At 62.7% G+C, this 25,480-nt stretch carries 21 protein-coding genes; 14 read left to right on the forward strand and 7 right to left on the reverse strand.

All coding sequences use genetic code 11. The features are described from left to right. Positions 1 to 85: 85 nt before the first annotated feature. From WS89_RS15325 to WS89_RS15335, 3 genes are all read right to left on the reverse strand, one after another. Positions 86 to 2,353 (reverse strand): glycosyltransferase, encoded by a 2,268-nt coding sequence (locus WS89_RS15325; protein ID WP_082741872.1) that lies wholly within the window; start codon positions 2,351 to 2,353, stop codon positions 86 to 88. Then, positions 2,328 to 3,632: a glycosyltransferase family 4 protein gene (locus tag WS89_RS15330; protein ID WP_059791765.1), complete on the reverse strand. Its 1,305-nt coding sequence runs from the start codon at positions 3,630 to 3,632 to the stop codon at positions 2,328 to 2,330. The genes WS89_RS15325 and WS89_RS15330 overlap by 26 nt, the downstream gene beginning before the upstream one ends. 160 nt (positions 3,633 to 3,792) lie before the next feature. Further along, positions 3,793 to 4,962, reverse strand: coding sequence for a polysaccharide biosynthesis/export family protein (locus tag WS89_RS15335; protein ID WP_059791767.1), 1,170 nt, complete (start codon positions 4,960 to 4,962; stop codon positions 3,793 to 3,795). A 122-nt stretch (positions 4,963 to 5,084) separates the two neighbouring features. Here WS89_RS15335 and WS89_RS15340 point away from each other — a divergent pair, with 122 nt between their 5' ends. The 5 genes from WS89_RS15340 to WS89_RS15350 all read left to right on the forward strand — a co-directional run bounded on the left by WS89_RS15340 (position 5,085) and on the right by WS89_RS15350 (position 12,738). Further along, positions 5,085 to 6,242: a glycosyltransferase family 4 protein gene (locus WS89_RS15340; RefSeq protein WP_059791769.1), complete on the forward strand. Its 1,158-nt coding sequence runs from the start codon at positions 5,085 to 5,087 to the stop codon at positions 6,240 to 6,242. 233 nt (positions 6,243 to 6,475) lie between these two features. After that, complete coding sequence (locus WS89_RS32470) at positions 6,476 to 8,302, forward strand: capsular polysaccharide biosynthesis protein (RefSeq protein ID WP_441294214.1); 1,827 nt, start codon at positions 6,476 to 6,478, stop codon at positions 8,300 to 8,302. Positions 8,303 to 8,359: 57 nt separating this feature from the next. Then, positions 8,360 to 9,787: a mannose-1-phosphate guanylyltransferase/mannose-6-phosphate isomerase gene (locus WS89_RS15345; protein WP_059791771.1), complete on the forward strand. Its 1,428-nt coding sequence runs from the start codon at positions 8,360 to 8,362 to the stop codon at positions 9,785 to 9,787. 370 nt (positions 9,788 to 10,157) lie between these two features. Continuing rightward, complete coding sequence (locus tag WS89_RS32475) at positions 10,158 to 11,600, forward strand: polysaccharide pyruvyl transferase family protein (protein ID WP_156440553.1); 1,443 nt, start codon at positions 10,158 to 10,160, stop codon at positions 11,598 to 11,600. Between the two features lie 358 nt (positions 11,601 to 11,958). Next, positions 11,959 to 12,738 carry a mechanosensitive ion channel family protein gene (locus WS89_RS15350; RefSeq protein ID WP_059791773.1) on the forward strand — a complete coding sequence of 260 codons (780 nt, stop codon included), beginning with the start codon at positions 11,959 to 11,961 and terminating at the stop codon, positions 12,736 to 12,738. An 89-nt stretch (positions 12,739 to 12,827) separates the two neighbouring features. On the opposite strand, the gene WS89_RS15355 is transcribed toward WS89_RS15350, so the two are convergent. Next, positions 12,828 to 13,511: a DedA family protein gene (locus WS89_RS15355; protein WP_059779282.1), complete on the reverse strand. Its 684-nt coding sequence runs from the start codon at positions 13,509 to 13,511 to the stop codon at positions 12,828 to 12,830. Between the two features lie 183 nt (positions 13,512 to 13,694). Here WS89_RS15355 and mutL point away from each other — a divergent pair, with 183 nt between their 5' ends. Next, positions 13,695 to 15,671, forward strand: a complete 1,977-nt coding sequence (gene mutL, locus WS89_RS15360) for a DNA mismatch repair endonuclease MutL (protein WP_059791775.1) — start codon at positions 13,695 to 13,697, stop codon at positions 15,669 to 15,671. Continuing rightward, complete coding sequence (gene miaA, locus WS89_RS15365) at positions 15,668 to 16,642, forward strand: tRNA (adenosine(37)-N6)-dimethylallyltransferase MiaA (RefSeq protein WP_059791778.1); 975 nt, start codon at positions 15,668 to 15,670, stop codon at positions 16,640 to 16,642. Before mutL ends, miaA begins: the two co-directional genes overlap by 4 nt. Before the next feature lie 4 nt (positions 16,643 to 16,646). Here miaA and tetR read toward each other — a convergent pair whose 3' ends face one another. Then, positions 16,647 to 17,279 carry a tetracycline resistance transcriptional repressor TetR gene (gene tetR, locus WS89_RS15370; RefSeq protein ID WP_059791780.1) on the reverse strand — a complete coding sequence of 211 codons (633 nt, stop codon included), beginning with the start codon at positions 17,277 to 17,279 and terminating at the stop codon, positions 16,647 to 16,649. Positions 17,280 to 17,341: 62 nt separating this feature from the next. Between tetR and tet the strand changes: the two genes are divergently transcribed. Next, positions 17,342 to 18,529: a Tet(A)/Tet(B)/Tet(C) family tetracycline efflux MFS transporter gene (tet, locus tag WS89_RS15375; RefSeq protein ID WP_082741875.1), complete on the forward strand. Its 1,188-nt coding sequence runs from the start codon at positions 17,342 to 17,344 to the stop codon at positions 18,527 to 18,529. A gap of 28 nt (positions 18,530 to 18,557) precedes the next feature. On the opposite strand, the gene WS89_RS15380 is transcribed toward tet, so the two are convergent. Together WS89_RS15380 and purM are read right to left on the reverse strand one after the other, a co-directional pair. After that, the gene (locus WS89_RS15380; protein WP_059791971.1) at positions 18,558 to 18,953 is read right to left on the reverse strand and encodes a YybH family protein; all 396 of its coding nucleotides are present in this window, start codon (positions 18,951 to 18,953) and stop codon (positions 18,558 to 18,560) included. A gap of 110 nt (positions 18,954 to 19,063) precedes the next feature. Beyond that, positions 19,064 to 20,119 (reverse strand): phosphoribosylformylglycinamidine cyclo-ligase, encoded by a 1,056-nt coding sequence (purM, locus tag WS89_RS15385; RefSeq protein ID WP_059501045.1) that lies wholly within the window; start codon positions 20,117 to 20,119, stop codon positions 19,064 to 19,066. Between the two features lie 250 nt (positions 20,120 to 20,369). Between purM and hda the strand changes: the two genes are divergently transcribed. Genes hda through panB form a run of 6 tightly spaced genes read left to right on the forward strand, consistent with a single transcriptional unit; the run spans position 20,370 to position 25,454 of the window. Continuing rightward, complete coding sequence (gene hda / locus WS89_RS15390) at positions 20,370 to 21,104, forward strand: DnaA regulatory inactivator Hda (RefSeq protein ID WP_059791781.1); 735 nt, start codon at positions 20,370 to 20,372, stop codon at positions 21,102 to 21,104. 11 nt (positions 21,105 to 21,115) lie between these two features. Further along, on the forward strand, positions 21,116 to 21,793 hold the full coding sequence (locus tag WS89_RS15395) for an HAD family hydrolase (RefSeq protein ID WP_011656045.1): 678 nt from the start codon (positions 21,116 to 21,118) through the stop codon (positions 21,791 to 21,793). A gap of 5 nt (positions 21,794 to 21,798) precedes the next feature. Next, positions 21,799 to 23,334, forward strand: coding sequence for a polynucleotide adenylyltransferase PcnB (pcnB, locus tag WS89_RS15400; RefSeq protein WP_059791783.1), 1,536 nt, complete (start codon positions 21,799 to 21,801; stop codon positions 23,332 to 23,334). A gap of 35 nt (positions 23,335 to 23,369) precedes the next feature. Beyond that, on the forward strand, positions 23,370 to 23,912 hold the full coding sequence (gene folK, locus WS89_RS15405) for a 2-amino-4-hydroxy-6-hydroxymethyldihydropteridine diphosphokinase (protein WP_006476832.1): 543 nt from the start codon (positions 23,370 to 23,372) through the stop codon (positions 23,910 to 23,912). Beyond that, complete coding sequence (locus WS89_RS15410; RefSeq protein WP_059791785.1) at positions 23,909 to 24,595, forward strand: deoxynucleoside kinase; 687 nt, start codon at positions 23,909 to 23,911, stop codon at positions 24,593 to 24,595. Before folK ends, WS89_RS15410 begins: the two co-directional genes overlap by 4 nt. 43 nt (positions 24,596 to 24,638) lie before the next feature. Next, positions 24,639 to 25,454 carry a 3-methyl-2-oxobutanoate hydroxymethyltransferase gene (gene panB, locus WS89_RS15415; RefSeq protein WP_059501042.1) on the forward strand — a complete coding sequence of 272 codons (816 nt, stop codon included), beginning with the start codon at positions 24,639 to 24,641 and terminating at the stop codon, positions 25,452 to 25,454. The last annotated feature ends 26 nt before the right edge of the window (positions 25,455 to 25,480 follow it).

Raw genomic sequence — 25,480 nt, forward strand, 5'->3', positions numbered from 1 at the left:
TCGGCATCACCGGAACGGCCGCAGAGGATGATGTCGCGGCCCCAACTTCCGGGAGGGCATTTGGGGCCGCTTGTTCATCGTGGCATCAGACGACTTGCATGTCCCGACGATCCATAATTTCGAGACGGAACTCGAAATCATCCGGATCACACAACCCGAATTCGCGGAAACCAATCCCGATATTTCGCCGATCTCCGCCGTCGGAGTACTGAGCCATACTGGTCAACTCGCGGTGGTCGACTGCCAGCACGTTATACAACTGACTCTGCGGATCGACGAGCCACGACTTCTTGGCACGAAAACGCACGTACTCGACCGCCGTTGCTGCCAAAGTCACCGAACCGAGGACATGAACGCCTAGACGGAACGTTGCGCTCAGCGGCTGAGGACCACAAGAAACCTTCATATAGACGAAAAACTCCTCGCGCTTCAGCGCCCGCTCTTCGGACAGTTTGAACGCAAGCTTTGCCGTCTTGTTCTTAGCCCAGCAACCCCACGGCTCGGACGGATACCACGTCAGCTCGTGCCGTAACGTTTCTGCCGTTGCGCGATTTTCGTTGGTCCGCTCCTCGAGCGCGAGGCTGTAGAGCACCCCCGGCACCACCCGCGCGACCGGTGATTCATCTCGCGCCTTCGCCACCGAATTTCGGAAATAGGTTGTCACGCCATCAACGAGATCGCGCAGCAATTCTTCCCAGCGACGCGGACGAAACTGAGATGCGATCTCGGCTTCGCGCGATTTCCGGTATGCCTCATCGGAAATGAGCTTCTCAAGCCCGCGCAACAGGTCCGACACCGAGTCGTTGTCGAAATAGTCGGCAAACTTACCGCCGGCTTCCGGCAATGAGGAATTACTCGCGCTGAGACACACCTTACCGAAACTCAAGCTCTCTGTGACCGGCAACCCCCAACCTTCATAGTGGCTGGCATACACGGTGAACAGACATCCTCGATAAAGCGATGCCAACTCATCATCCGAGATGCCTGACAACATCAGCACCTTGCTGGCGAGCTGGCCATCTGATTCGAGCACGGCATTGGCTTGATCAAACAACCATCCGCGCTTACCAACGCAGACGAGCATCGGCGCGTTTTCGATTCCGAGCTTCGCGATCATCCGCTTCCAGGCCTGGAAGACGCCAACATGGTTCTTACGTGATTCGAGCGTGCCGACGAAAAGTACATATCGGCCAGCCATCAAGCCGCAATCGGTCACGAAACTGTCGTCGGCGGCAAATGCGGGATTCCGCGCAAATTCCGCGTCAAGCCTCACCACCTGCGGATCGTAGGCAAGCGCCTTGCGTGTCTTTGCATAGTTGACGACGTCGGTTTGGGTATTGACCGAGTTCACTGCGATAAAGTCGGCCTGAAGCATGACGAGCTCGATCCATGCCTTGAACTCTTGAACGAGTCCCTTCGAGCAGTGTTCAGGCGTAAGCAGCGGTATCAGATCATGCACAAACGGTACATATCGCAATCCGTACTTTTGCTTCGCTTGGCGGATATATGCACCATAGTCCTTGATCCACCATGAAGTACCGATATTGATGAGCGTTGCACCACGCGGGAAACGCACCGGCATCTTTCGAGACAGATTATCCAGTACCTGGTTGAGTGCCCCGACCCAGACGGGATCGTCGGTTTCACCTGGCAAAGAGGACAGATCGCACAAACGGCGGAATGCAATCGGGTCGATCTCGACCCAGAAGTCGGTCCCGTCGACGAACGCGCATGCCCGGATCGGCACATCGAATGCAGCCTCCTGAGCCGCCTTGAAGAGTTCGATCTGAACACGTTGAATGCCCGTCGGAAATCGGTTGTGACGGAAATACTGTACGAGATCGCTGTAGTCGAAGTAAATCGGGGCCAAGCCGTTTGCTTCTGCGGTGGGTTGCGGAAGCTCAACTTCTCCCGCATGGCTGTCGAGGTAACTGAAGACAATGGAATCCTTCGACCCCAGGGTTACTGCCGAACGATAGTGTTTGACTGCATGGCGTACGTCACCACGCACCGAGAATAAATGTCCGAGTTGGGTGTGCGTATCGTCGTTATTTGAATTCAGCTCCAGCGCCCGTTTATAGCTCGCTTCGGCCTTGCCAAACATGCCCAGTTCTTTCTGCGCATGTCCGAGTTGCACCCAAATATTCTCAGCCTTGGGATTGACTTCCAGCGCTTCCTGATAAGCACTGACCGCCCGCTCCCACGCACGTGCGTCGCGCGCTGCATCACCGGTTTTCACACACTCGGTGAACTGTTGTTTCTTTGTGTTCGGAAAAACGGACAACCCCTGTAGCATGATTGCTCCCTCAGAAAGACGAGAATTTTGATTAGAAAACGCGTTGATATAACTCATTCAACCGCGCCCGGTAAATGGCCATGTTGAACCGACCCGCCCTCTCGATTCCGGCAGCAGCCAGGCGTGTGCGCAAAGCGCTGTCGCGATCAAGCTGGGTCAGACCGCGCGCTATAGCGGTGACGTCATATGGATCCACACTCAACGTAGCGTCTCCCGCTATCTCCGGGAGCGAACCTTCGGTCGAGCTGAGCGTTGGTGTGCCCAGTTGCATCGCTTCGAGCACCGGCAATCCGAAACCTTCGTATAGCGACGGAAATACGACGGCCTTCGCAGACCGCACCAGGCTCACGAGAAACGGTCTCGGCGCGTAATCGAACACGCGAATCCGATGCCGCAATTCCGGCCGCATCTTCAGAAGACTTTCGACGAGTTTCATCTCTTCGGCAGACTTCCAGGCGAGCGAACCGACAATAACAAGGCTTGCATCGAGCGGGACCGACAAAAACGCTTCGACAAGCCTCCCGACGTTCTTCTTCGGTTCAATCGCCCCAAAAAACAAAAAATAGCCGCCAGGTTGCAAACCATACAGCCCAGCGACTTCGTGTTCGACCTCGCTACGGCTTCGGTCCGCGTTACCCCACGACGACTCGACCGCCTGGTAAGTATTGAAGACCCGCTCCTCAGGAACGTCGAACAAATCCACAATGTCACGCTTCGACTGTTCGGATACCGTGCAAATCAGATCACCTGATCGCACACATTCTCGGATCAATCGAAAGTAATACCTTTTGTTGTCGAGCGTCGTATACGGCAGCTTGAGCGGAACGAGATCATGGATCGTATAAATGTTCGGTACGCCCGTATACCGAATTGGCAACGGATAAGTCCAGTGCATCACATCTGGCTTGAGCTCCCCCTTGATTTCGAGAAAGCGTCCGTAGCGCTGAAAGTGCCGTCGCGCTACACCGAACATGCCCTCGACATTCAAGACCGTAGCCTGCTGAGGCAGTCGCGACGCAAAGCGCCGAATCTCGACACTTCCCGTCACCGGAATCTCGACTGCAGTGCGCCCGAATGGACTGGTTAAAACCTCCTTCACCCAGCCCATCACTTCAGAGAATGCACTTCTCTTTGTTTGAATCCCTCCGAGATAATCGAAGAAAGAAACTTCGCGCAGCAACGCCGGCACCCGATGGGATACAGGCGCACCGTAGACGGTGTGCACCCCCCATCCCATAGATGCAATTGCATCAGCGAGATTCTTCGCATAGGTCGCAACTCCGGTTCCGTGCTGCAATGCCAGATTGTGACCATCGATCGCTATTGTCCGACTCATATTCCCTCGTGCCTCACGAGCCTCGTCCCCACACCCATCCAAATGGTCCTTGTGGCGTGTGTCGTTAATATTCGCAGCTGGCCGCTACCGATCATTTATTTCGCGTATAACGACGCAAATCACAAAATGTGGCATCATCGCAGCGCCACGTGCAGTTACATCATCGGAATGTCTGTACACCGGTTACAACGGGGTAGGCAACAGAAAACACCAAGTTCAGTACTTTTTGGATTTCCGTCACGGGTGCGTTCGACACGTACAGAACGTCCCTGTTATCCATCATGAAGCTCTGCGCAACAAAAAATGCGTTCGGGTCTTTCAGGTCGATTCGGTAAATGACCGGCACCCTGCCGTCAGCCGTCGCCCGTACTGGTGATATCGGCCATCGCATCGCATCAGCATGCTCGAGGCGAAAAATGAATACCCCGCGTGCATCCGACCGCGTATCCTCGAGACCACCAGCCCGTGCCAACGCCTGGGCGAGCGTGATACCCTGCGCTTCGAAATTGATTTCTTGATTCTTCCCGGTTGCGCCGAGCGCAGTGAAGCTGAACGGCTGGAACAACGCCGTAACGACGTCCCCTGCCTGAAGCGGCACATTCTGCCGGGGATCTCGAATAACGACGTCCAATGGCAACGACGCGACAGTTGAGCCTCGCGTGACCTGCAGCATGATCTTGTCGATCGGCTGGCGAACCCCTCCTGCTGATGCCAGCGCGTCGAGCAGACGTTCTCCGCGAGGCGTCAGTTGCATCCGATTGCTGCTTGCAACATCACCTACCACAGTGACATAGGACGTCACATTTCTCGATAGTTTGACAAGAACCTGCGGATCATGCGCAATCGGCCGCAGCTTCCTCGCAATCTGCTGCTGCAGTTCGACCGGCGTTCGCCCAGACGCCTTAATCGTGCCAATAAAAGGCACGTCGATGTTTCCGTCACTGTCGATCATCTGGTCCGGCAATACCGTTACCCGCGCGTTGCTCGGACTGCTTCGTGCGTCGACCTGCGCTGCTCCGAACAATGTCGCGGGCGGTGCCTCCCAAATCGACACCTCGATCGTGTCCCCAATACCGAGTTGCTGCTGAAACTTAGGGCGATCGCCGAAGACCGTCGAAAAGTCCGTGCCGCTGCGTTCCGCATGCAGCTTGCGCGCAACCTCATCCGTCAAGTCGATGACCTGGATGCCAAGTGGATTATTCTGCGAATCCGCCACGCCACCAATCTGCGCCGAGCTCGGGCCAGACGAAGGAATGCCGGCGCACCCCGTCAATACGATTGCCGCACCGACAAGCCAGGCAACCAACGCGCTACGAGACAAATGCAACATTTTCGAGACACATGATTAAGTTCGGAGCGAATTGTCTCATGCCGTAAATTACAATAGATGGTCGCTGACAAAAAAACGACGCACTCCGGTCGTCTCGCCCTAAACACAACGCTTCCGTAACAGTGTTAAAAATATTCCTGGACATCTCCCGGCTATTGTCACGTCTTTACGGCGGGTTATTGCCTACCGGGGTGGACCGTGTCGGCCTCGCATATATCGAGCGGTATCGCTCGAACGCCCGCGCCGTGCTGAGCGAGCGCGGCTTCGCCACGATTCTGACGGAAAGGAACTCGCAGCATGCGTTTGATGTCCTGTCCTCGGCCGTCCGCGATCGGCACACGATTCGTCGGATCGTGGCTCGTGCATGCACCGACCAGATAATATCGCCCCGAATGGATGCTGACCGTGCTGTGCTCCTGCATACCAGTCACAACGGCATGGAGCACCTGCGTTATTACGCGGCGATGAAACGCCGGAAAATTCGGCCAGTGTTCATGGTTCACGACCTGATTCCGCTCACGCACGCCGAATATTGCCGTGCGGGTGTCGATGCCATACATCGTCTACGTATACATACCGCACTCCAACATGCGGCCGGACTGATCGCCAACTCTGAAGCGACACTCGCATCTCTGCATGCAGAAGCGCACGACGCTGGTTTGCCAACCCCTCAATCTGTCGTCGCAAAGCTCGCTCCGGGCGTCAAATCTGCCACGAGCACGTCGCCCCCCCTCCACGAACCGTATTTCGTGATGCTGGGAACGATCGAACCTCGCAAAAACCACTGGTTCATTCTTCACATCTGGCGACGCCTAGTCGAACAACTCGGCTGCGAAGCACCGAAACTCGTCATTGTCGGCCGACGCGGCTGGGAATGCGAGAACGTCGTCGATATGCTCGAGCGGTGCGTGCCGCTACGCGATTCGGTAATCGAAGAATCCGACTGCAGCGACGAGCGGCTTCTCGCTTGGCTCCAACATGCGCGGGCACTGCTGTTTCCGTCGTTCGTCGAAGGCTACGGGATGCCCCTCGTCGAAGCTCTCACGCTCGGCGTACCCGTTCTCGCCAGCGACTTACCAGTCTTTCACGAGATTGCAGCAGATTCCCCGGATTACATTGATCCGCTCGACGGCCCGGGTTGGTTAGCGCGAATCCATGCGTATTCCCGTCCCAACAGCATCGAACGAGCGACGCAACTCGCGCGAATATCCGACTTTCGTCCGCCAACATGGGCCGAGCACTTTCGGCAAGTGGATGATTTCCTTGAGGCACTTCGATAATGGCCCCAGTGCCAGACAAGTCGCAGCGCGCGCCCGCCATACCCGCGTTTGACGTCCGGACCACTCCGCGCGGCCATCGACTGACCGGCTGGCTGACCGGGCATGCGCCATTCGCCTGGATTGAGGGACGAGCAAGCGCAATATGTGCTCGAGTCGCTGCAGCCGCCGGCTTGCCAGTACAACCCGTCTGTGCGGGCCCCATTTTTGCGAGACGCAAGCGACACGCGCCGCCCTTGTCCTGGTTCCACATTCCGATAGAACTGACTACCCGTGGCGGACTTCCTGCCGCGATCGAAAGGGCGCTGGTCGAAGCGCGGAGTAGCGCGGACGAGACGCGAACATATGCCCTGATGCAACGCATTTTGGCGACGAATGCATTGCACCCGCGGCGGCGCATCGCCGATCTCCCAACAACGTGGCACTCGACCGGTAATGCACCACGAATTGTCATCGTCGACGAACGCGATGCATCACATGCCGACATCTGCACACCGCGCCGCACTCGGCTATCCGCATTTACAGCGCTGATCAAGGCCGTTTGCTCCGAGCATCCTGGCGCACCGCTATGGATCTTGCGTTCGGCCGACGAAGGAGCGGGCCGCTGGTTATCTGAAAGAACGAATCTGCCGCTCGACGCTAGATTCCTCGGTGGCGGACACTCACTGGCGCAAATACTCGAGCAAACGGGAGCAATCTATACGATCGGCTCATCGGAAGGCATGGCAGCGCTACTTGCGGGCGTTCCTGTCCACACTTTCGGCACGCCATATTACGCAGGATGGGGCCTGACAACCGATCACGCGAAAATGTCAGGACGTACGGCACGTCCTACGCTCGCCACCTTCTTCAACACGACGTTTCTACAGCTCGCCGCCTACCTCGATCCGCGTTCGCGCACGATCGGCACGCTGGATGCCGTACTTGACAGCATTGAATTGCAACACTCCGTCGCAACACGTTATGGCGATCTAAGTCGAATCGCATGCGTCGGCTTTCAATGGTGGAAACGCAAATACGCAACCCCGTATCTCTCGGCGGGAGGCCATCGCTTACGCTGGGTAACCGGTGCGTCCCGCGTGCGCTCCGACGAATGTGCGGCGATCTGGGGCGGCCGATTGGCCACCGGGCTAGCCAGCAATATTCGCCATATCCGGATCGAGGACGGTTTCCTTCACTCCGCCGGGCTCGGATCGGACATGTCACCGCCGCGGAGCCAGGTTATAGACAAAAGCGGAATCTATTTCGATGCGAGTCGCCCGAGTGACTTAACAGCGATCCTCAACACGGCGGTGTTCGACGATGTCGAGTTGAGCCGAGCAGCAGCGTTACGGCACGAGATCGTGCGACTGGGGCTGACCAAGTACAACTTAGGACGCCGCGCGCCTACATGGCACGCGCCACCAGGTCGTCGCATTGCGCTCGTCGCCGGTCAAGTCGCCGATGATGCATCGATCCGGCTCGGCACCGGTACCATCGCCACATCGGAGGACTTGTTGCGTGAAGTCCGCCAGCGGCATCCGGAAGCATTTATCGTATACAAGCCGCACCCCGATGTACTCTCCGGCAACCGCGCCGGACTCATTGATGCGACTCGCTTGGCCAATATCGTTGATGCAAACGCTGATCTAGTCTCTCTGATCGAAGCCTCCGACGAAGTACATACATTGTCGTCCCTCGCGGGTTTCGACGCGATCATACGGGGAAAACCAGTCTTCACCTACGGTTTACCGTTCTATGCCGGCTGGGGATTGACTCACGACTTACTGCCCCAACCCTGGCGAGAGCGTAGCTTATCCCTCGATATGCTCACCGCAGGCGTACTCCTCCGCTATCCGCTCTATTGGGATTGGCAACTGAGTATCTTCACCACACCAGAAGCTGTCGTCCAACAGCTTGCCGAGGCAGCCGCGCGCCCGCTTGGCAAAATCAATGGAAATCGCTGGCGCCCGTTCATCAAGAGTTGGCGCTGGAGCCGTAACGTACTCTGTCACGCCATCTGTCGCAGCAGGCATGCAGTTACCGGAAATAATGATGAAAGATCCTATCAAATATCGGATTAATGCATCGCGCACAAAGCCATTCAATCGAATATCTATAGATATCAAAACCGGAGAAAAATCATGATTCATCCCGTCATTCTGTGCGGTGGAAGCGGAACGCGACTGTGGCCTATGTCTCGAGGTGGTTATCCAAAGCAGTATCTTAAACTGACGGGTAACGATACGCTCGTTCAGCAAACAGCTCTTCGTCTGAGGAACATCGACGACGTACGGGATCCGATCATCGTCACCAATAACGAGCAACGATTTCTCGTTGCCGAACAACTCCGCCAAGTCGGTGTGACACCATCATCAATCGTTCTCGAGCCCGTCGGCCGCAATACGGCGCCTGCCATCGCAACCGCTGCGCTGCTTGCGCTTCGGGACTCTCCCGACGCGCTTCTCCTCGTGCTCCCATCGGATCACGTGATAACGAACGACGCCGCGTTCACGGCAGCCGTAGACGCCGCATCGGCTGTCGCTCGCGACCAATATCTCGTGACATTCGGCATCACACCCACGGCCGCGCATACCGGATATGGCTACATTCGCCGCGGCGCGAAAATCGCATCGTGTGAATCGACCTATGAAGTCGAAGCTTTTGTGGAGAAGCCTGACGCTCCGACCGCCGAACATTTTGTTTGTGATGGGAAATACTACTGGAACAGCGGCATGTTTATGCTGAAAGCGTCCACCTACATCGATGAACTGAAGCGTCACGCGCCAGACGTCGCTCACCATGTCGAATCCGCTCTCGAGTCTTCGAAACGAGATAGCGACTTCATTCGACTCGACGCCGACACGTTCGGCGCGTGCCCGAATATCTCTATCGACTACGCAGTAATGGAAAAGACCGAGCGAGCCGCCGTAATCGCGACAACAAGTCTCGGCTGGAATGACATCGGCTCATGGAGTGCACTGGCGGATATCGCGTCGGCTGACGATCGCAACAACGCACTTATCGGTGACGTCTATACGGATACAACGACCAATTCGTACATCCGGGCAGAGCATCGAATGGTCGCTGTGATCGGCCTGGAAAATGTAGTCGTCGTCGAGACGGCAGACGCCGTTTTGGTCGCCAATCGGAACCAGACACAAAACGTTAAGAAGATTGTCGAGTGGCTGAATGCATCCGGTCGGCACGAATCGGTCACGCACCGTCGCGTGGTTCGCCCATGGGGATCATACGAGGGCCTGGATCAAGGTGATCGGTTCCAAGTCAAACGTATTATCGTAAATCCGGGCGCTCAATTAAGCCTTCAGATGCACCATCATCGAGCGGAACACTGGATTGTGGTCAAGGGAACCGCGCTGGTAACGAATGGCGACACAGAAATCATGCTGACCGAAAATCAATCAACCTACATTCCGCTGGGTGCAACGCACCGCCTCACGAACCCGGGCAAGATTCCACTCGAACTGATCGAAGTGCAATCCGGCGCGTATCTTGGCGAGGACGATATCGTTCGCTTCGAGGACACCTACGGCCGCGCGCCAAAGTAACAGGAACGGTTCCCGCATCGTCAGACTGAATTCTTGCCGGCCCGCCATGGCGGGCCGAGGACCTTCTGCGCGATGCGCGCCAACGAGCCGCCTCTCACGTGCCGCCCCATTCACAAGTCGTGCAGTAGCCATACATATCCGAGAATTCGTTAGCACGAACCCTACAAATAAACTACTTTCAACACCACAAGAATATTACTGAATATTTCAAAGACCTTTATTCCGTTTCGTTTCAATAGTATTGTTTCGAGCCAGGAACGACACGGGAGAAGTTGAGGTGGAAAGTAACGCGAGTACGGCACTGTCGAGAGACGCAGTCACGTGGCTCTACAGAATATTGCTTGGTCGGGACCCCGAGACCGACGAAACAGTGGCAGAAGCGTTGCAGGCGCCAAGCTTCGACGAACTCCGCAGGCGAATGCTGCGCAGCGCCGAGTTTCAGTCACTCTTCTCGGCCGCCCATGAACAGCCGGCACCCTACGGTTTTCAAAACACGGCCTCACTTCGCGCGGATGTCGTGTGGCATAGCCGGCTTGCGGGTCCTGAAGTCGATCTCGCATACAACGCGATTTTAAAGCGCAGCTTGACGGACGCGCGAGTTCGCGCTACCCACGTATCGAATCATCCGAATCTGTTTGAACTGGTTTGCGAGCTGCTCGAATCTGACGAATTCAATGACCGTATCCGGCGCGCCGTGCTGCTCGAATCGCTGGCGGAACAATTGCGCACCGAACGCCAAGTCTCCATCGAGCGAGCGCCACGCGTTCTTTCCTTCGGTGCATTTCTCAATGGCAACGTCGGTGACTTCTGTCAGGTCCGTGCCATCGACTCGCTATTGCGCCATATCTTTGGCGACACAAAGCCCGCCAACCTGTTCGGATGCTCCTGGGAACAAAAGATCGACGCGGCAGCGGGCGTGCCAATGCTGCCGCGCTCCGCACTCTTTGACACCGCACTGCTGCGAACGATGGATTTGATCGTCATCGGCGGCGGCGGGCTATTGTCAACGCCGCACTTTCCGCTCTATGAAGCAGGGTGGGTCGAAGCCCTGATTGCAAGCGGCACGCCCTATGCAATCGTCGGTGTCGGCGCATCGACAACGGAATTGGAGGATCCTGTTCGCGCGTCGGGATACCGTCAGCTCATAACCAATGCTTTTCACGTATCCGGGCGCGACGCGACGAGCATTGCAGCTCTGCGTCGCATTCGGTCGGACGCCACCTGGATGTTCGATCCATTCGTTTCGAACCGAAGCGTATCGAGACAAGCAGCCGGCCATCGCCGCGTCGAGCCCATCCGGGAAGTAGTACTTGTACCAAAATTCCCGGTCGATGATCTGGAAGAGCGCAGCTTGCGTCACCTAAAGGCGTTGGAATTCGCCCTGCTCGCGCAAGGAATCGCAACGAAAGCCGTGCTAATGGAACCCGCTCTCGATCGAAATATGCCGATTGCTTTTCAGCATGTCGTCCATACGGCGCACGAACGCGAATTCCTCGATGCAATTCAACATAGCGAACACGTGTACACGATGCGCTATCACGGTGCAATTTTTTCCCTGTCGAACGGTGTCCCGTGTTCAGTCTATCCAGTCGCAAAAATCAAAGAGCTGTTTGAAGAAATCGGATTGACAAACCGTATATTGTCCGCTGACAACGAAGCTGCGCTGCCGACCCACTACACGCCCGAAGAATGGAATCGCTTCGCGGATTTTCTGGTTCGCGCTCGCCATTTCGTCGAAAATTTGAGAACCGAATTCATCAGTGCCACGGCACAATCCGCAATACAGGGGGCCACTCCAGTTCTACAAGCGTAACAATTGACGTGCCCCTCACGGACTCAAGTCTGATGGTCAAACAACCGCAACACATCAAACACCCCGGTGACATGCCTGATCCCGCACTTACGGGCGGCATGGTCACCATATCTGCGCCTCTACAGCGATTAAATCGACATAGTCAATATCTATGTGTTGGCTATGTCGTCCGCCGGGACTCCAATGATTTCCCGCCAGCAAATTATCAGTTCGTGCGATGGACTTCGGGCGAGAAATTCGAGTCGTTGCCTCATGTCCCAAGGTCGGTTATAACGGCAATCGACTGACGCCTTCAACCAGTCTTTGACGCACTAAGGAGAATCGTACGTTGAACATCGCTACCGTTCAGGAGTTCGTCATGACCCGCGGCCTCGACTTCGGCCTGAACCTCCTCGCGGCGATCGTCCTATGGTTCGTCGGCCGCTGGGCGATCCGCATCGGTACCCGCCTGCTCGGCAAGGTCGTCCGCCGCAGCGGCAAAGTCGACCCGACGCTCACTGACTACCTGACCTCCGTCGTCAGCGTGCTGCTGACGATCCTGCTGATCCTCGCGATCCTGCAGATCTTCGGCGTACAGACCACCTCGTTCGCCGCGTTGCTCGCCGGCCTCGGCCTCGCGATCGGCACGGCCTGGGGCGGCCTGCTCGCGCATTTCGCCGCCGGCGTGTTCATGCAGGTGCTGCGCCCGTTCAAGATCGGCGACGTGATCAGCGCGGGCGGCGTCACGGGCACCGTGAAGGAGCTCGGCCTGTTCGGCACGACGATCATCACCGCCGACAACATCGTGACGATCGTCGGCAACAACAAGATCTTCTCGGACAACATCGCGAACTACAGCGCGACGCCGCACCGCCGCGTCGACCTGACCGCGAAGATCGCGAACAGCGTCGACGCGGCCGATGCGATCAACCGCCTGAAGACGCAGATCCAGTTGGTTCCGAACGTGCTGAAAGTGCCGGCACCGGACGTCGGCGTGCTGCAGTTCACGCCGGAAGGTCCGCTGCTGTTCGTTCGCCCGTCGACTCAGCCGGAGAACTACTGGCAGGTGTACTGCGACACCAACCGCGTGATCCTCGAAACGTTCCGCGACGCCGGCTATCCGACGCCCGAAACGCCGATCTCGCATCGCAACACGTAACGGAAACAGCAGCGCAACCGCACGAACGAAAAAAGCGTGGCACTGAACTGGCCACGCTTTTTCACTGCGCCAAAAAAGAAGGAACGCGCTCAGCGCCCGCCCGCCTTCGGCGCCCCATCCGCCCGCCGCCCGCGCACGAGCTTCCACACCGCGCCGAGCGCGACCGGCACGATCGCCGCGCCGATCCCGACCAGCACGATCACGTTCAGGTACTGGCGAATGAACGGGATGTTGCCGAAGAAATAGCCGAGCAGCACGAGCAGCAGCACCCACACCAGCGCGCCGATCACGTTGAACAACTGGAAGCGCGCGACGCTCATCGACGATGCGCCCGCGACGAACGGCGCGAACGTGCGCACGACCGGAATGAAGCGGGCGAGCACGATCGTCTTGCCGCCGTGCTTGTCGTAGAACGAATGGGTCTTCTGCAGCGCGGCGCGATCGAGGAACCGCTCGAGCACCGGAATATGCGTATTGAACACCTTCGGGCCGATCCAGCGGCCGATCAGGTAGTTCACGGTGTTGCCGGAAATCGCCGCGACGAGCAGCAGCACGATCAGCAAGCCGACGTTCATTTCGCCCGTCGCCGCGAACGCGCCGCCGATGAACAGCAGCGAATCGCCGGGCAGGAACGGGAACACGACGAGCCCCGTCTCGCAGAACACGATCAGGAACAGGACGAGATAGACCCACGCGCCGTACTGCCGGATGAAATCGCCGAGGAAAGCGTCGATATGCAGGACAAGGTTGACGAAATGCAGCAGCGTATCCAAATGCGATTCCTCGAAGGCGGTAGGGCCGGAACGGCCGGAACAGGCCAGGGATGGCCGAGGCGCCCGCCAGCCAAGGCGGCGCGTGCAACGGGGTGATGATACCGAAACTACCTTAAGGCTCCGTGAAAAAACGTAACGGCCGGCCGCCCCGGCACGCGTTCGCGGCCTCGCTATAATTCGGCCATGTCCGATATCACCGAAACGGCCGCGGGCGCCGCGCCCGCCCCCGCCGCGCGCCCGCTGCGCGCGATCCAGCCCTTGCCCGACCAGCTGATCAGCCAGATCGCCGCCGGCGAGGTCGTCGAACGCCCGGCGTCGGTCGTCAAGGAACTGCTCGAGAACGCGATGGACGCCGGCGCGACGACGCTGCGCATCGTGCTGGAAGAAGGCGGCGTCAAGCGCATCTCGATCACCGACGACGGCTGCGGGATTCCGCCCGACGAACTGCCGCTCGCGCTGATGCGCCACGCGACCAGCAAGATCCGCTCGCTCGAGGAGCTCGAGGCGGTCGCGACGCTGGGCTTTCGCGGCGAAGCGCTCGCGTCGATCGCGTCGGTGGCCGAGATGTCGATCACGAGCCGGACGGCCGATGCCGCGCACGCGACGAAGATCGACGCGCAGACGGGCGTGCTGTCGCCCGCCGCCGGCTCGACCGGCACGACGATCGAGGTGCGCGAGCTGTACTTCAACACGCCCGCGCGGCGCAAGTTCCTGAAGAGCGAGCAGACGGAATTCGGCCACTGCCTGGAAATGATCCGCCGCGCGGCACTCGCACGGCCGGACGTCGCGATCTCGGTGCTGCACAACGGCAAGGCCGTCGAGCACTGGAATGCGACCGAGCCCGCGCAGCGCGTCGCGAAGATTCTCGGCGAAAGCTTCGCGACGGCGCACCTGCCGCTCGACGAGCAGGCCGGCCCGCTCGCCGTCTACGGCTGCGCCGGCCTGCCGACCGCGAGCCGCGGGCGCGCCGACCAGCAGTATTTCTTCGTGAACGGCCGCTTCGTGCGCGACAAGCTGCTGACGCACGCGGTGCGGGCGGCCTACGAGGACGTGCTGCACGGCGACCGCTACCCGTCGTACGTGCTGTTCCTCGACCTGCCGCCCGAAGCCGTCGACGTGAACGTGCATCCGTCGAAGATCGAAGTGCGGTTCCGCGATTCGCGCTCGATCCACCAGTACGTGTTCCACGCGGTGCAGCGTGCGCTTGCTCGCCATGCGGGCGCATCGCCGGAAACCACCGCGGGCGGCCATGCCGCGCATATCGAACCCGCGTCGCACGGGCCGGCATCGTTCCTCGATACGCCGCTCGGCCAAAGCCCGAGCGGCGCGAGCGGCGGCAGCGGTTTCTCGGCGCCGTCGTCTTCGTCGTCGGCGGGCAACACGTGGATGCGCCAGGCGCGGATGACGCAGGGCACGCTGCCCGTCGCGCAGCCGCTCGCGCTCTACGATGCGCTGTTCGGCCGCAAGGACAGCGGCGCGGGTACGCCGGACGGCACGACGTTCGTGGCGCGCGATGCCGCCGACGCCCCAGCCGCGCCGCTGCCGGGCTTCGCCGCGTCGCCGCCCGCGCACGACGAGCAGCCGCTCGGCTTCGCGCTCGGCCAGATCCACGGGATCTACGTGCTCGCGCAGAACGCGTACGGTCTCGTGATCGTCGACATGCACGCGGCGCACGAGCGGATTCTGTACGAGCAATTCAAGAACGCGCTCGCGGATCGCTCGGTCGCCGTGCAGTCGCTGCTGCTGCCGATCTCGATGACGGCCACGCCGGTCGAGATCGGCACGGTCGAGGAAGAGCGCGACACGCTCGAATCGCTCGGCTTCGACCTCGCGGTGCTGTCGCCGACGACGCTGGCGATCCGCGCGGTGCCGGCGCTGCTGAAGGATGCCGACCTGCAGTCGCTCGCGCGCGCGGTGCTCGCCGACCTGCACGCGTTCGGCGGTTCGCGCGTGCTCACCGAGCGCCAGCACGAACTGCTCGGCACGCTCGCGTGCCATCACGCGGTGCGGGCGAACCGGCGGCTGACGCTCGACGAGATGAACGCGCTGCTGCGCCAGATGGAGGCGACCGAGCGCGCGGACCAGTGCAATCACGGCCGGCCGACCTGGTATCAGCTCACGCTGAACGATCTCGACCGTCTCTTCATGCGCGGGCAATGAGCGCTTCTTCGCAGTCCAGTCCGACGACGATCGCCTGCCTGCTCGGCCCCACCGCTTCCGGCAAGACGGCCGCGGCGCTGGCGCTCGCCGCGCGCCGCCCGATCGAGATCGTCAGCGTCGATTCGGCGCTCGTCTACCGCGACATGGATATCGGCACCGCGAAACCGTCGCGCGACGAGCGCGCGAGCGTTCCGCATCACCTGATCGACATCATCGACCCGGCCGACGCGTATTCGGCCGCGGAATTCCGCGCGGACACGCTGCGCCTGATCGGCGAGATCGTCGCGCGCGGCCGCACGCCGTTGCTCGCGGGCGGCACGATGCTGTACTACAAGGCGCTGACGCAAGGGCTCAACGACCTGCCGGGCGCCGACGCGGAGATCCGCGCCGCACTCGACGCCGACGCCGCGCGCGACGGCTGGCCCGCGCTGCACGCGCGGCTCGCGCAAGTCGACCCCGATACGGCCGCGCGGCTCGCGCCGAACGATTCGCAGCGGATCCAGCGTGCGCTGGAAATCTTCATGCTGAGCGGGCAGCCGATGTCGGTGCTGCTCGCCGCGCCGCGCCGCACGGACGATGCGGCCGCCGCGTACCGCTTCGTGCCGGTCGCGCTCGAGCCGTCGGATCGCGCGATGCTGCACGCACGGATCGCGCAGCGCTTCGACGCGATGCTCGACGCGGGCTTCATCGACGAAGTCGAACGGCTGCGGCGCCGCGACGATCTCCATCCCGACCTGCCGTCGATGCGCTGCGTCGGCTACCGGCAGGCGTGGGAATTCCTCGACGGCGTCACCGACTACCGGACGATGCGCGACAAGGGCATCTTCGCGACACGCCAGCTGTGCAAGCGCCAGATCACGTGGCTGCGCGCGATGCCGGAGCGGATCGTGGTCGACTGCATCGCGCCGGATTCGACGGCCCGCGCGCTCGACGCGCTCGAACGCGTCCTCGACGGCCGCAAGCCGGGCTGACGCGTCAGCCCGCCCGACGCGCCGCCAGGCGCGCGCGGGCGCCGTCGACGATCCACGCGATGCCGCGTTCGAACGCTTCGTCGCCGCTGCGTTCCCGCAGCGCGGCCCAGCCTTGCGCGAGCCGCGGGTACTCGGCCGCGTCCGGCAGCGGCGCATCGGCTTCGCCGTCCGGCGCCGCCTGCTCTTCCAGCACCCATCCGACCACGAAGCGGCCGATCGCGACCATCACGTCGACCGCTTCGTCCGGCGTGAATCCCGCGTCGCCGAGCAGCGCGACCTTGCGTTCGATCGAGCTGAAATGCAGGGCGCGCGGCCGCGTGCCGGCATGCAGGCGTGCGCCGTCGCGATAGGCCAGCAGCGCTCGGCGAAAACTGCGCGCATTCTCCGCGAGCCATGCATCCCACACGTCGCCCGGCCGCGGCAGCGACGCGCCGTGACGCTCCAGCATGATCGCCTCGGCCATTGCGTCGAGCAGCTCGGCCTTGTTCCTGAAATGCCAGTACAGCGTCGGCGATTGCACGCCGAGCCGCTCGGCAAGCCGTCGCGTCGACAGTCCGTCGATCCCCACTTCATCCAGCAATTCGAGCGCCGCGCGCAATACCGTGTCGCGCGTCAGCCGCGCCCCCGTGTCCTTCATCTCTATCACCGATAGGGAAACTGTGGAATACTTCGCACTCTATCATCGATAGAGTGATCCTCTTGAACCCGTCCCTGATTGCCATCCTGGCCACGGTCCTGCTCGACGCGATCGGCGTCGGGATCGTGATGCCGATCCTCCCCGGGCTGCTGCGTTCGCTCGCCGGCGCGGGCAGCACCGACACCCACTACGGAATCCTGCTCGCGCTGTACGCGTTCGCGCAGTTCCTGTGTGCGCCGCTGCTCGGCGCGCTGAGCGACCGTTTCGGCCGCCGCCCGGTGCTGCTCGCATCGCTCGCGGGCGCCGCGCTCGACTATCTGCTGATGGCGCTCGCGCCGACGCTCGCGTGGCTTTACGTCGGGCGGCTGATCGCGGGCATCACCGGCGCGAACGTCGCGGTCGCGACCGCGTACGTGACCGACGTGACGGCCGAACCGGATCGCGCCCGGCGCTTCGGCCAGCTCGGCGCGATGATGGGCATCGGCTTCATCGCCGGCCCGCTGATCGGCGGGCTGCTCGGCGTGCTGCACCTGCGTGCGCCGTTCGTCGCGGCCGCGTTGCTCAATGCGCTGAACCTCGTGCTCGTGTGGCGCGTGCTGCCGGAATCGCGGCCGCGGTCGGCCCGGGAAGGCCGGACGGTCGGCGCGCTGAACCCGTTCGCGAGCCTACGCCGGCTGAGCGGCGCGCTCGCGCCGCTGGTCGGCATCTACGTGATCGTGGCGCTCGTGTCGCAGGCGCCCGCGACGCTGTGGATTCTGTACGGCCAGGAACATTTCGGCTGGTCGACGCCGGTCGCCGGGCTGTCGCTCGCCGGCTACGGCGCATGCCACGCGCTCGCGCAAGCGTTCGCGATCGGGCCGTTGATCGCGCGGCTCGGCGAGCGGCGCGCGCTCGCACTGGGCCTGGCAGGCGACGCGCTCGGGCTGGCGATCATCGCGTGCGCCACCGCCGCCTGGGTGCCGTTTGCGCTGCTGCCGCTGTTCGCGGCCGGCGGCATGACGCTGCCCGCGTTGCAGGCGATGCTCGCCCGGCGGGTCGACGATGCGCGCCAGGGCGAACTGCAGGGCACGCTGGCGAGCGTGGCGAGCCTGATCGGTGTCGCGGGGCCGCTGGTCGTCACCGCGACCTACGCGGCGACGCGCGCGACCTGGCCGGGGTTCGTGTGGGCTGCGGCCGCGCTGCTGTACCTGCTCGTGCCGCCGTTGCTGGCCGGCGCGCGCCCGGCGAATGCGCCGCGGGCATCCGCGTAAGCGTAAGCGCGAGCGTGCGCCGTCGCGCTCAGCTCGCGAGCGTGACGAGATTCGCGTCGCGCACGAGCTGCCAGCGGCCGTCGGTCTTGCGGAAGATCGTCAGCGTGTGGCCCGACCGGCGGATCGTCTCGCCGCCCGGCGGCGTCGCGTCGATCTCGATGAAATTGCGCATGTATGCCCAGTCGCCGATCACACGCAGCTCGTCGATCCGGTAGCGGCCGTCGATCTTCGGCGCGTTTTCCGCGCCGGCGTTCGCGTCGCGCGACGCGGCCGCGAACGCCGCCTTGTCGAACGGCGGCTTGCCGGCCACCATGAAGATCGCGTCGTCGGCGATCAGGTCGAGCACGGTCGCCAGATCGCCGCGCCGGCTCGACACGAACCAGGTTTCCACGAGCTCGCGGATCGCGCGTTCGTCTTCGGTCATCGTCGCCCCTCCTTCGTCGGCGCGCGTCCGTACGCACGCGGCGCCCGAAAAAAAACCGCCCGGAGCGATTCCGGGCGGCTTTCCGTACTGCATTCTGCTGCTGCCGTGCGTCAGACCACGACCGTCTGCGCCTCGCCTTCGCGGGTCGCACGCACGGTGCCGATCTTCCACACCTGTTCGCCGGCGGCGGTCAGGTCGGCGATCGCTGCGTCGGCGTCGGCCGCCGAGACGATCACGGCCATGCCGATCCCGCAGTTGAACACGCGGTGCATTTCCGCGTCGGCGACGCCGCCGTGCTCCTGCAGCCACTTGAACAGCGGCGGCAGCGGCCATGCCTGCTGGTCGAGCTCGGCGGTGAGGCCTTCGCGCAGCACGCGCGGGATGTTCTCGACGAGGCCGCCGCCCGTGATGTGCGCCATGCCCTTCACCGTCAGCTTCTGCATCAGCGCGAGCAGCGGCTTCACGTAGATGCGCGTCGGGGCCATCAGCGCGTCGGCCAGCGAGCGGCCGTGGAAATCCGCCGACAGATCGGGATTCGCGCGCTCGATGATCTTGCGCACGAGCGAGAAACCGTTCGAGTGGATGCCGCTCGATGCGAGGCCGAGCACCACGTCGCCTTCGGCGATCGTGCTGCCGTCGATGATCTTGCTCTTCTCGACCGCGCCGACCGCGAAGCCGGCCAGGTCGTATTCGCCGTCCGGGTACATGCCCGGCATTTCGGCGGTTTCGCCGCCGATCAGCGCGCAGCCCGACAGTTCGCAGCCCTGCGCGATGCCCTTGACGACGGTCGCGGCCGTGTCGACGTCGAGCTTGCCGCACGCGAAGTAGTCGAGGAAGAACAGCGGCTCGGCGCCCTGCACGAGGATGTCGTTCACGCTCATCGCGACGAGATCCTGGCCGACGGTGTCGTGTTTGTTCAGATGAAACGCCAGCTTGAGCTTGGTGCCCACGCCGTCGGTGCCCGAGACGAGCACGGGCTCCTTGTACTTCTTCGGCACTTCGAACAGCGCGCCGAACCCGCCGATGCCGCCGAGCACGCCGTCGCGCAAGGTTTTCTTCGCAAAAGGCTTGATCTTGTCGATGAGCGCGTCGCCTGCGTCGATGTCGACGCCTGCGTCGCGGTAGGACAGACCCTGAGCGTCGGGAGCGGATTTCGGAGGATTCATGGGGGAATGCGAGAAGGTCGGTAAAATGCGATTTTACCCGAAGCCGGCCCGTTGGCCGGAATTCCCAGCACCGAATCGTCAGGGATCGCATCTTGGTCAACACGTCCCCGTTTTCATCGCCGGGCGAAGCGCGCCGAAAGCCGCGCCGCGCCGCGCGTACGGTCGCGCGTGAAGCCAGCCGGGGCGCCTTCCCTCGCGCGTGCCCGGCGTACGGCACGCGTTTTTTCAACCGACCCGCATTGTGACTGCTGTGTCCCGTCAACTGACGCTCGATCTCGGCACGCCGCCGCCCGCCACGTTCGACAACTTCATCATGAGCGACGAGAACGACGAGCTCGTCACGCGCCTGCAGAAGCTCGATCTCGCGCTCGCGGCCGGCCCCGTGCCGGATCGGTCGTTCTATATCTGGGGCGAACCGGGCAGCGGCCGCACCCACCTGCTGCAGGCGCTCGTGAGCGACGCGTCGTACGGCTACGCGCGCTACCTGACGCCGCAGAGCCCGCTCGGTGCGTTCACGTTCGACCCGCGCATCGGCATCTACGCGATCGACGACTGCGACCGGATGAGCGACACGCAGCAGGTCGCGCTGTTCAACCTGTTCAACGAAGTGCGCGCGCACCCGTCGAGCGCGTTCGTCGCGGCGGGCCCGGCGGCGCCACTCGCGCTCGACGTGCGCGAGGATCTGCGCACGCGGCTCGGCTGGGGGCTCGTGTTCCACCTGTCGCCGCCGTCCGACGCCGGCAAGGTCGCCGTGCTCAAGCTCGCGGCGAAGGAGCGCGGGATCGCGCTCACCGACGACATCGCCGCGTACCTGCTGACCCATTTCCGCCGCGACATGCCGAGCCTGATGGCATTGCTCGACGCGCTCGACCGCTTCTCGCTCGAGCAGAAACGCGCGGTCACGCTGCCGCTGCTGCGCCGGATGCTCGCACGTCCCGGCGACGACATCGCACCACCGGGCACGGGCCCGAACCGCTTCGAGTAAAATGCGCTTCCATGACTAATCTGGCACTCTTTGACCTCGATCACACGCTGATCCCGACCGATAGCGACCACGAATGGGGTCGCTTCATGGTGAAGCTCGGCATCGTCGACGCGGAAAGCTTCTCGCGTCAGAACGATCAGTTCTTCGCCGACTACAAGGCCGGCAAGCTCGACATCCACGCGTACCTGTGCGCGATGCTCACGCCGCTCGCGAAGTATTCGCGCGCGCAGCTGGCCGAATGGCACGAGCAGTACATGCACGAGGTGATCCGCCCCGCGATGACGCCCGCCGCGCTCGAACTCGTGCGCAAGCACGTCGACGCCGGCGACCTGTGCTGCGTCGTGACGGCCACCAACGAATTCATCACGCGCCCGATCGCGACCGCGTTCGGCGTCGACACGCTGATCGCGTGCGAGGTCGAAACGACCGACGGGCATCCCGATTCGCCGTACACGGGCCGGCCGACCGGTACGCCGAGCTATCGCGAAGGCAAGATCGTGCGCACCGAAGCGTGGCTCGCGTCGCTCGGCAAGCACTGGGACGACTTCGAACACAGCTATTTCTACAGCGACTCGCACAACGACATTCCGTTGCTCGAGAAAGTCACCGACCCGATCGCGACCAACCCCGACGACACGCTGCGTGCGCACGCAAGCAACCGCGGCTGGCGCATCCTGGATCTCTTCTGAACGTCGTGATCAAAAAATTCATTCGCAAGCTGCTCGGGCAGGACGAAACCGAGCAAACGCCCCCCGCCGCGGCCCCGGCCGACGTAGCGGCCCCTGCTGCCCCGCGCGCGCCGAAGGGCGCCCGCGGCGGCGCGAAGCAATCGCGCAGCAACCATGAGCCGACCGTCGTGCCGGCCAGCGTGCACGGCATCAATCCGGCGCTGATCTCGAGGAACGCGGTGCGCGTGACCGACACGCTGCAGCAGGCGGGTTTTCGCGCGTTCATCGTCGGCGGCGCGGTGCGCGACCTGCTGCTCGGCATCGCGCCGAAGGACTTCGACGTCGCGACCGACGCGACGCCGACCGAGGTGCAGCGCCTGTTCCGCCGCGCGCGCCTGATCGGCCGCCGCTTCCAGATCGTCCACGTGCAGTTCGGCCAGGAACTGATCGAGGTATCGACGTTCCGCGCGCTGGTCGACGCGCCGCCCGAGGCGGCCGCGGCCGAGCCGCCGAAGCGCCTGAAGCGCGACGAACTCGATCGCCGCACGCACGCGGTCGATGCGAGCGGCCGCGTGCTGCGCGACAACGTGTGGGGCGAGCAGCACGAGGACGCCGCGCGCCGCGACTTCACGATCAACGCGATGTACTACGACCCGTCGACGCAGACGGTGCTCGACTATCACGACGGGATGGCCGACGTACGCGCGCGCTTGCTGCGGATGATCGGCGATCCGGCCACCCGCTTCCGCGAGGATCCGGTGCGGATGCTGCGCGTCGTGCGCTTCGCGGCGAAGCTCGGTTTCGAGATCGAGCCGCATACGCGCGAGCCGATCCACGCGCTCGCCGACCTGATCAACAACGTGCCGGCCGCGCGCCTGTTCGACGAAATGCTGAAGCTGCTGCTGTCGGGGCACGCGCTCGCGTGCCTGCAGCGGCTGCGCAAGGAAGGCCTGCATCACGGGCTGCTGCCGCTGCTCGACGTCGTGCTCGAACAGCCGCAGGGCGAGAAGTTCATCACGCTCGCGCTGAACAACACCGACGCGCGGGTGCGCGCCGGCAAGCCGGTGTCGCCGGGCTTCCTGTTCGCGACGCTGCTGTGGCACGACATGCGCCAGCGCTTCGAGCAGTACACGGCCGCGGGCGAAATCCCGGTGCCGGCGCTCCATCGCGCGATGGACGACGTGCTCGACATGCAGACCGAGAAACTCGCGATCCACAAGCGTTACTCGGCCGACATGCGCGAGATCTGGGGCCTGCAGTTGCGCCTCGAGAAGCGCTCGGGCCGCAGCGCGATGCGGCTGCTGGAACACCAAAGGTTTAGAGCGGGGTATGATTTCCTCCTGTTACGCTGCGAATCCGGCGAGCTCGATGCGGAAGTCGGACAGTGGTGGACGGATTTCATCGAAGGCGACGCGGCCGCTCGCGAGGCATTGCTCACGCAGGGCGGCTCGAAGGAAAAATCGCCCCGCAAGCGGCGCCGCCGCGGCGGTGCGCGAAACCGCAATCCGGGTGAAGGCGCCGCCGCGCAGGCGCCGGATACCGCGAGCGGTTCCGACGACTGACGCATGCGCCGGCGAACGACGTAGGAAGTGATGCCATGACGGTTGCATATATCGGATTGGGGGCGAATCTCGGCGATGCACGCCAGACCCTGAAGGACGCGGTGGTGTGCCTCGCGCAGCAGCGCACCATCTCGATCCTCGGCAAGTCGAGCCTGTATCGCACGGCGCCGTTCGAAGCCGGCGGCGACGACTACTACAACTGCGTCGTCAAGCTCGACACGACGCTGTCGGCCCGCGAGCTGCTCGCGCTTTGCCAGAAGATCGAACATCACTTCGGCCGCGAGCGCCCGTATCGCAATGCGCCGCGCACGCTCGACCTCGACATCCTGCTGTTCGGCGCCGATTCGATCGACGAACCCGACCTGATCGTCCCGCACCCGCGCCTCACCGACCGCGCATTCGCGCTCGTGCCGCTCGTCGAAATCGAGCCGGCGCTCGACATCCCCGCGCGCGGCCGTGCCGACGCCTTTCTCGCCGCGGTCGCGGATCAGCGCGTCGAAAAGGTGCAAACCTGCCAGTGCCTGATGCAGAAGGCGCTCGCTGCCGGCGAAGACGCCGACAAGACCCGCTGCCGATGAACTCGACTCCGCTGACCGTCACCGCGCCCGACCTGCGCGCCCCGCACCGCTATCTCGTGATCGAAGGCCCGATCGGCGTCGGCAAGACGACGCTCGCGCGCCTGCTCGCCGAGCGCTGGTCGATGCAGACGCTGCTCGAACGCCCGCAGGACAACCCGTTCCTCGAACGCTTCTATCGCGACACCGCACGCTACGCGCTGCCCGTCCAGCTGTCGTTCGCGCTGCAGCGCGCGCAGCAGGCGCGCGAGCTGATCGGCGCGCTCGACACGGGCCGGCCCGTGATCGCCGATTTCATGCCGCAGAAGAACGACATCTTCGCGCGGCTGAACCTGCCGGAAGACGAGTGGCAGCTGTATCGCTCGGTCGCCACGCACGTCGACGTGCCGCAGGCGCCGTCGCCCGATCTCGTCGTCTATCTGCAGGCCAGCCCCGAAGTGCTGTTCTCGCGCATCCAGAAGCGCGGGACGCCGATGGAGCTGCAGATCAGCGACGCGTACCTGCGCTCGCTCGTCGATGCGTACAACGAATTCTTCTACCACTACGACCGCACGCCGGTGCTGACGGTCGCAGCCGAACACCTGAACCCGCTGGATTCCCCCGAGGATCTCGCCCTGCTGGTCGAGCGCATCGAGACGATGCGCGGCCGCAAGGAATTCTTCGTCAAGGGCGAGACGGCGCGTTGACGCGTCCCGCCCGTCGTTCCTCCCCCATCGACCCGGATTTCCCATGACCTATCTCCAGGAATCGAGCCGGCCTGCCGTGACGGTACCCAAGCTGCAGGCAATGCGCGACGCCGGCGAGAAGATCGCGATGCTCACGTGCTACGACGCGAGCTTTTCGGCGCTGCTCGATCGCGCCGGCACCGACGTGCTGCTGATCGGCGATTCGCTCGGCAACGTACTGCAGGGCCATACGACCACGCTGCCCGTGTCGCTCGACGACATCGCTTATCACACTGCCTGTGTCGCACGTGCGCAGCCGCGTGCGCTCGTCGTCGCCGATCTGCCGTTCGGCACGTACGGGACGCCGGCCGACGCGTTCGCGAATTCCGTCAAGCTGATGCGCGCGGGCGCGCAGATGGTCAAGCTCGAAGGCGGCGAATGGCTCGCCGATACGATCCGCTTCCTCGTCGAACGGTCGGTACCCGTGTGCGCGCACCTCGGCCTCACGCCGCAGTCGGTGCATGCGTTCGGCGGCTTCAAGGTCCAGGGCAAGACCGAAGCGGGCGCCGCGCAACTGCTGCGCGATGCGCGCGCGGTCGAGGAAGCCGGTGCGCAACTCGTCGTGCTCGAAGCCGTGCCGACGCTCGTCGCATCCGAAGTCACGCACATGCTGAAGATTCCGACGATCGGCATCGGCGCGGGCGTCGACTGCTCGGGGCAGGTACTCGTGCTGCACGACATGCTCGGCGTGTTCCCCGGCAAGCGGCCGCGTTTCGTGAAGGACTTCATGCAGGGACAGCCGAGCATTCAGGCGGCCGTCGAAGCCTACGTGAGCGCGGTGAAGGACCAGTCGTTCCCGGGCCCGGAACACTCGTTCTGACGCGTACCCGGCGGCTCGTTCGCCGG

The sequence above is a fragment of the Burkholderia sp. MSMB1072 genome (assembly GCF_001524725.1).
Lineage (GTDB): Bacteria > Pseudomonadota > Gammaproteobacteria > Burkholderiales > Burkholderiaceae > Burkholderia.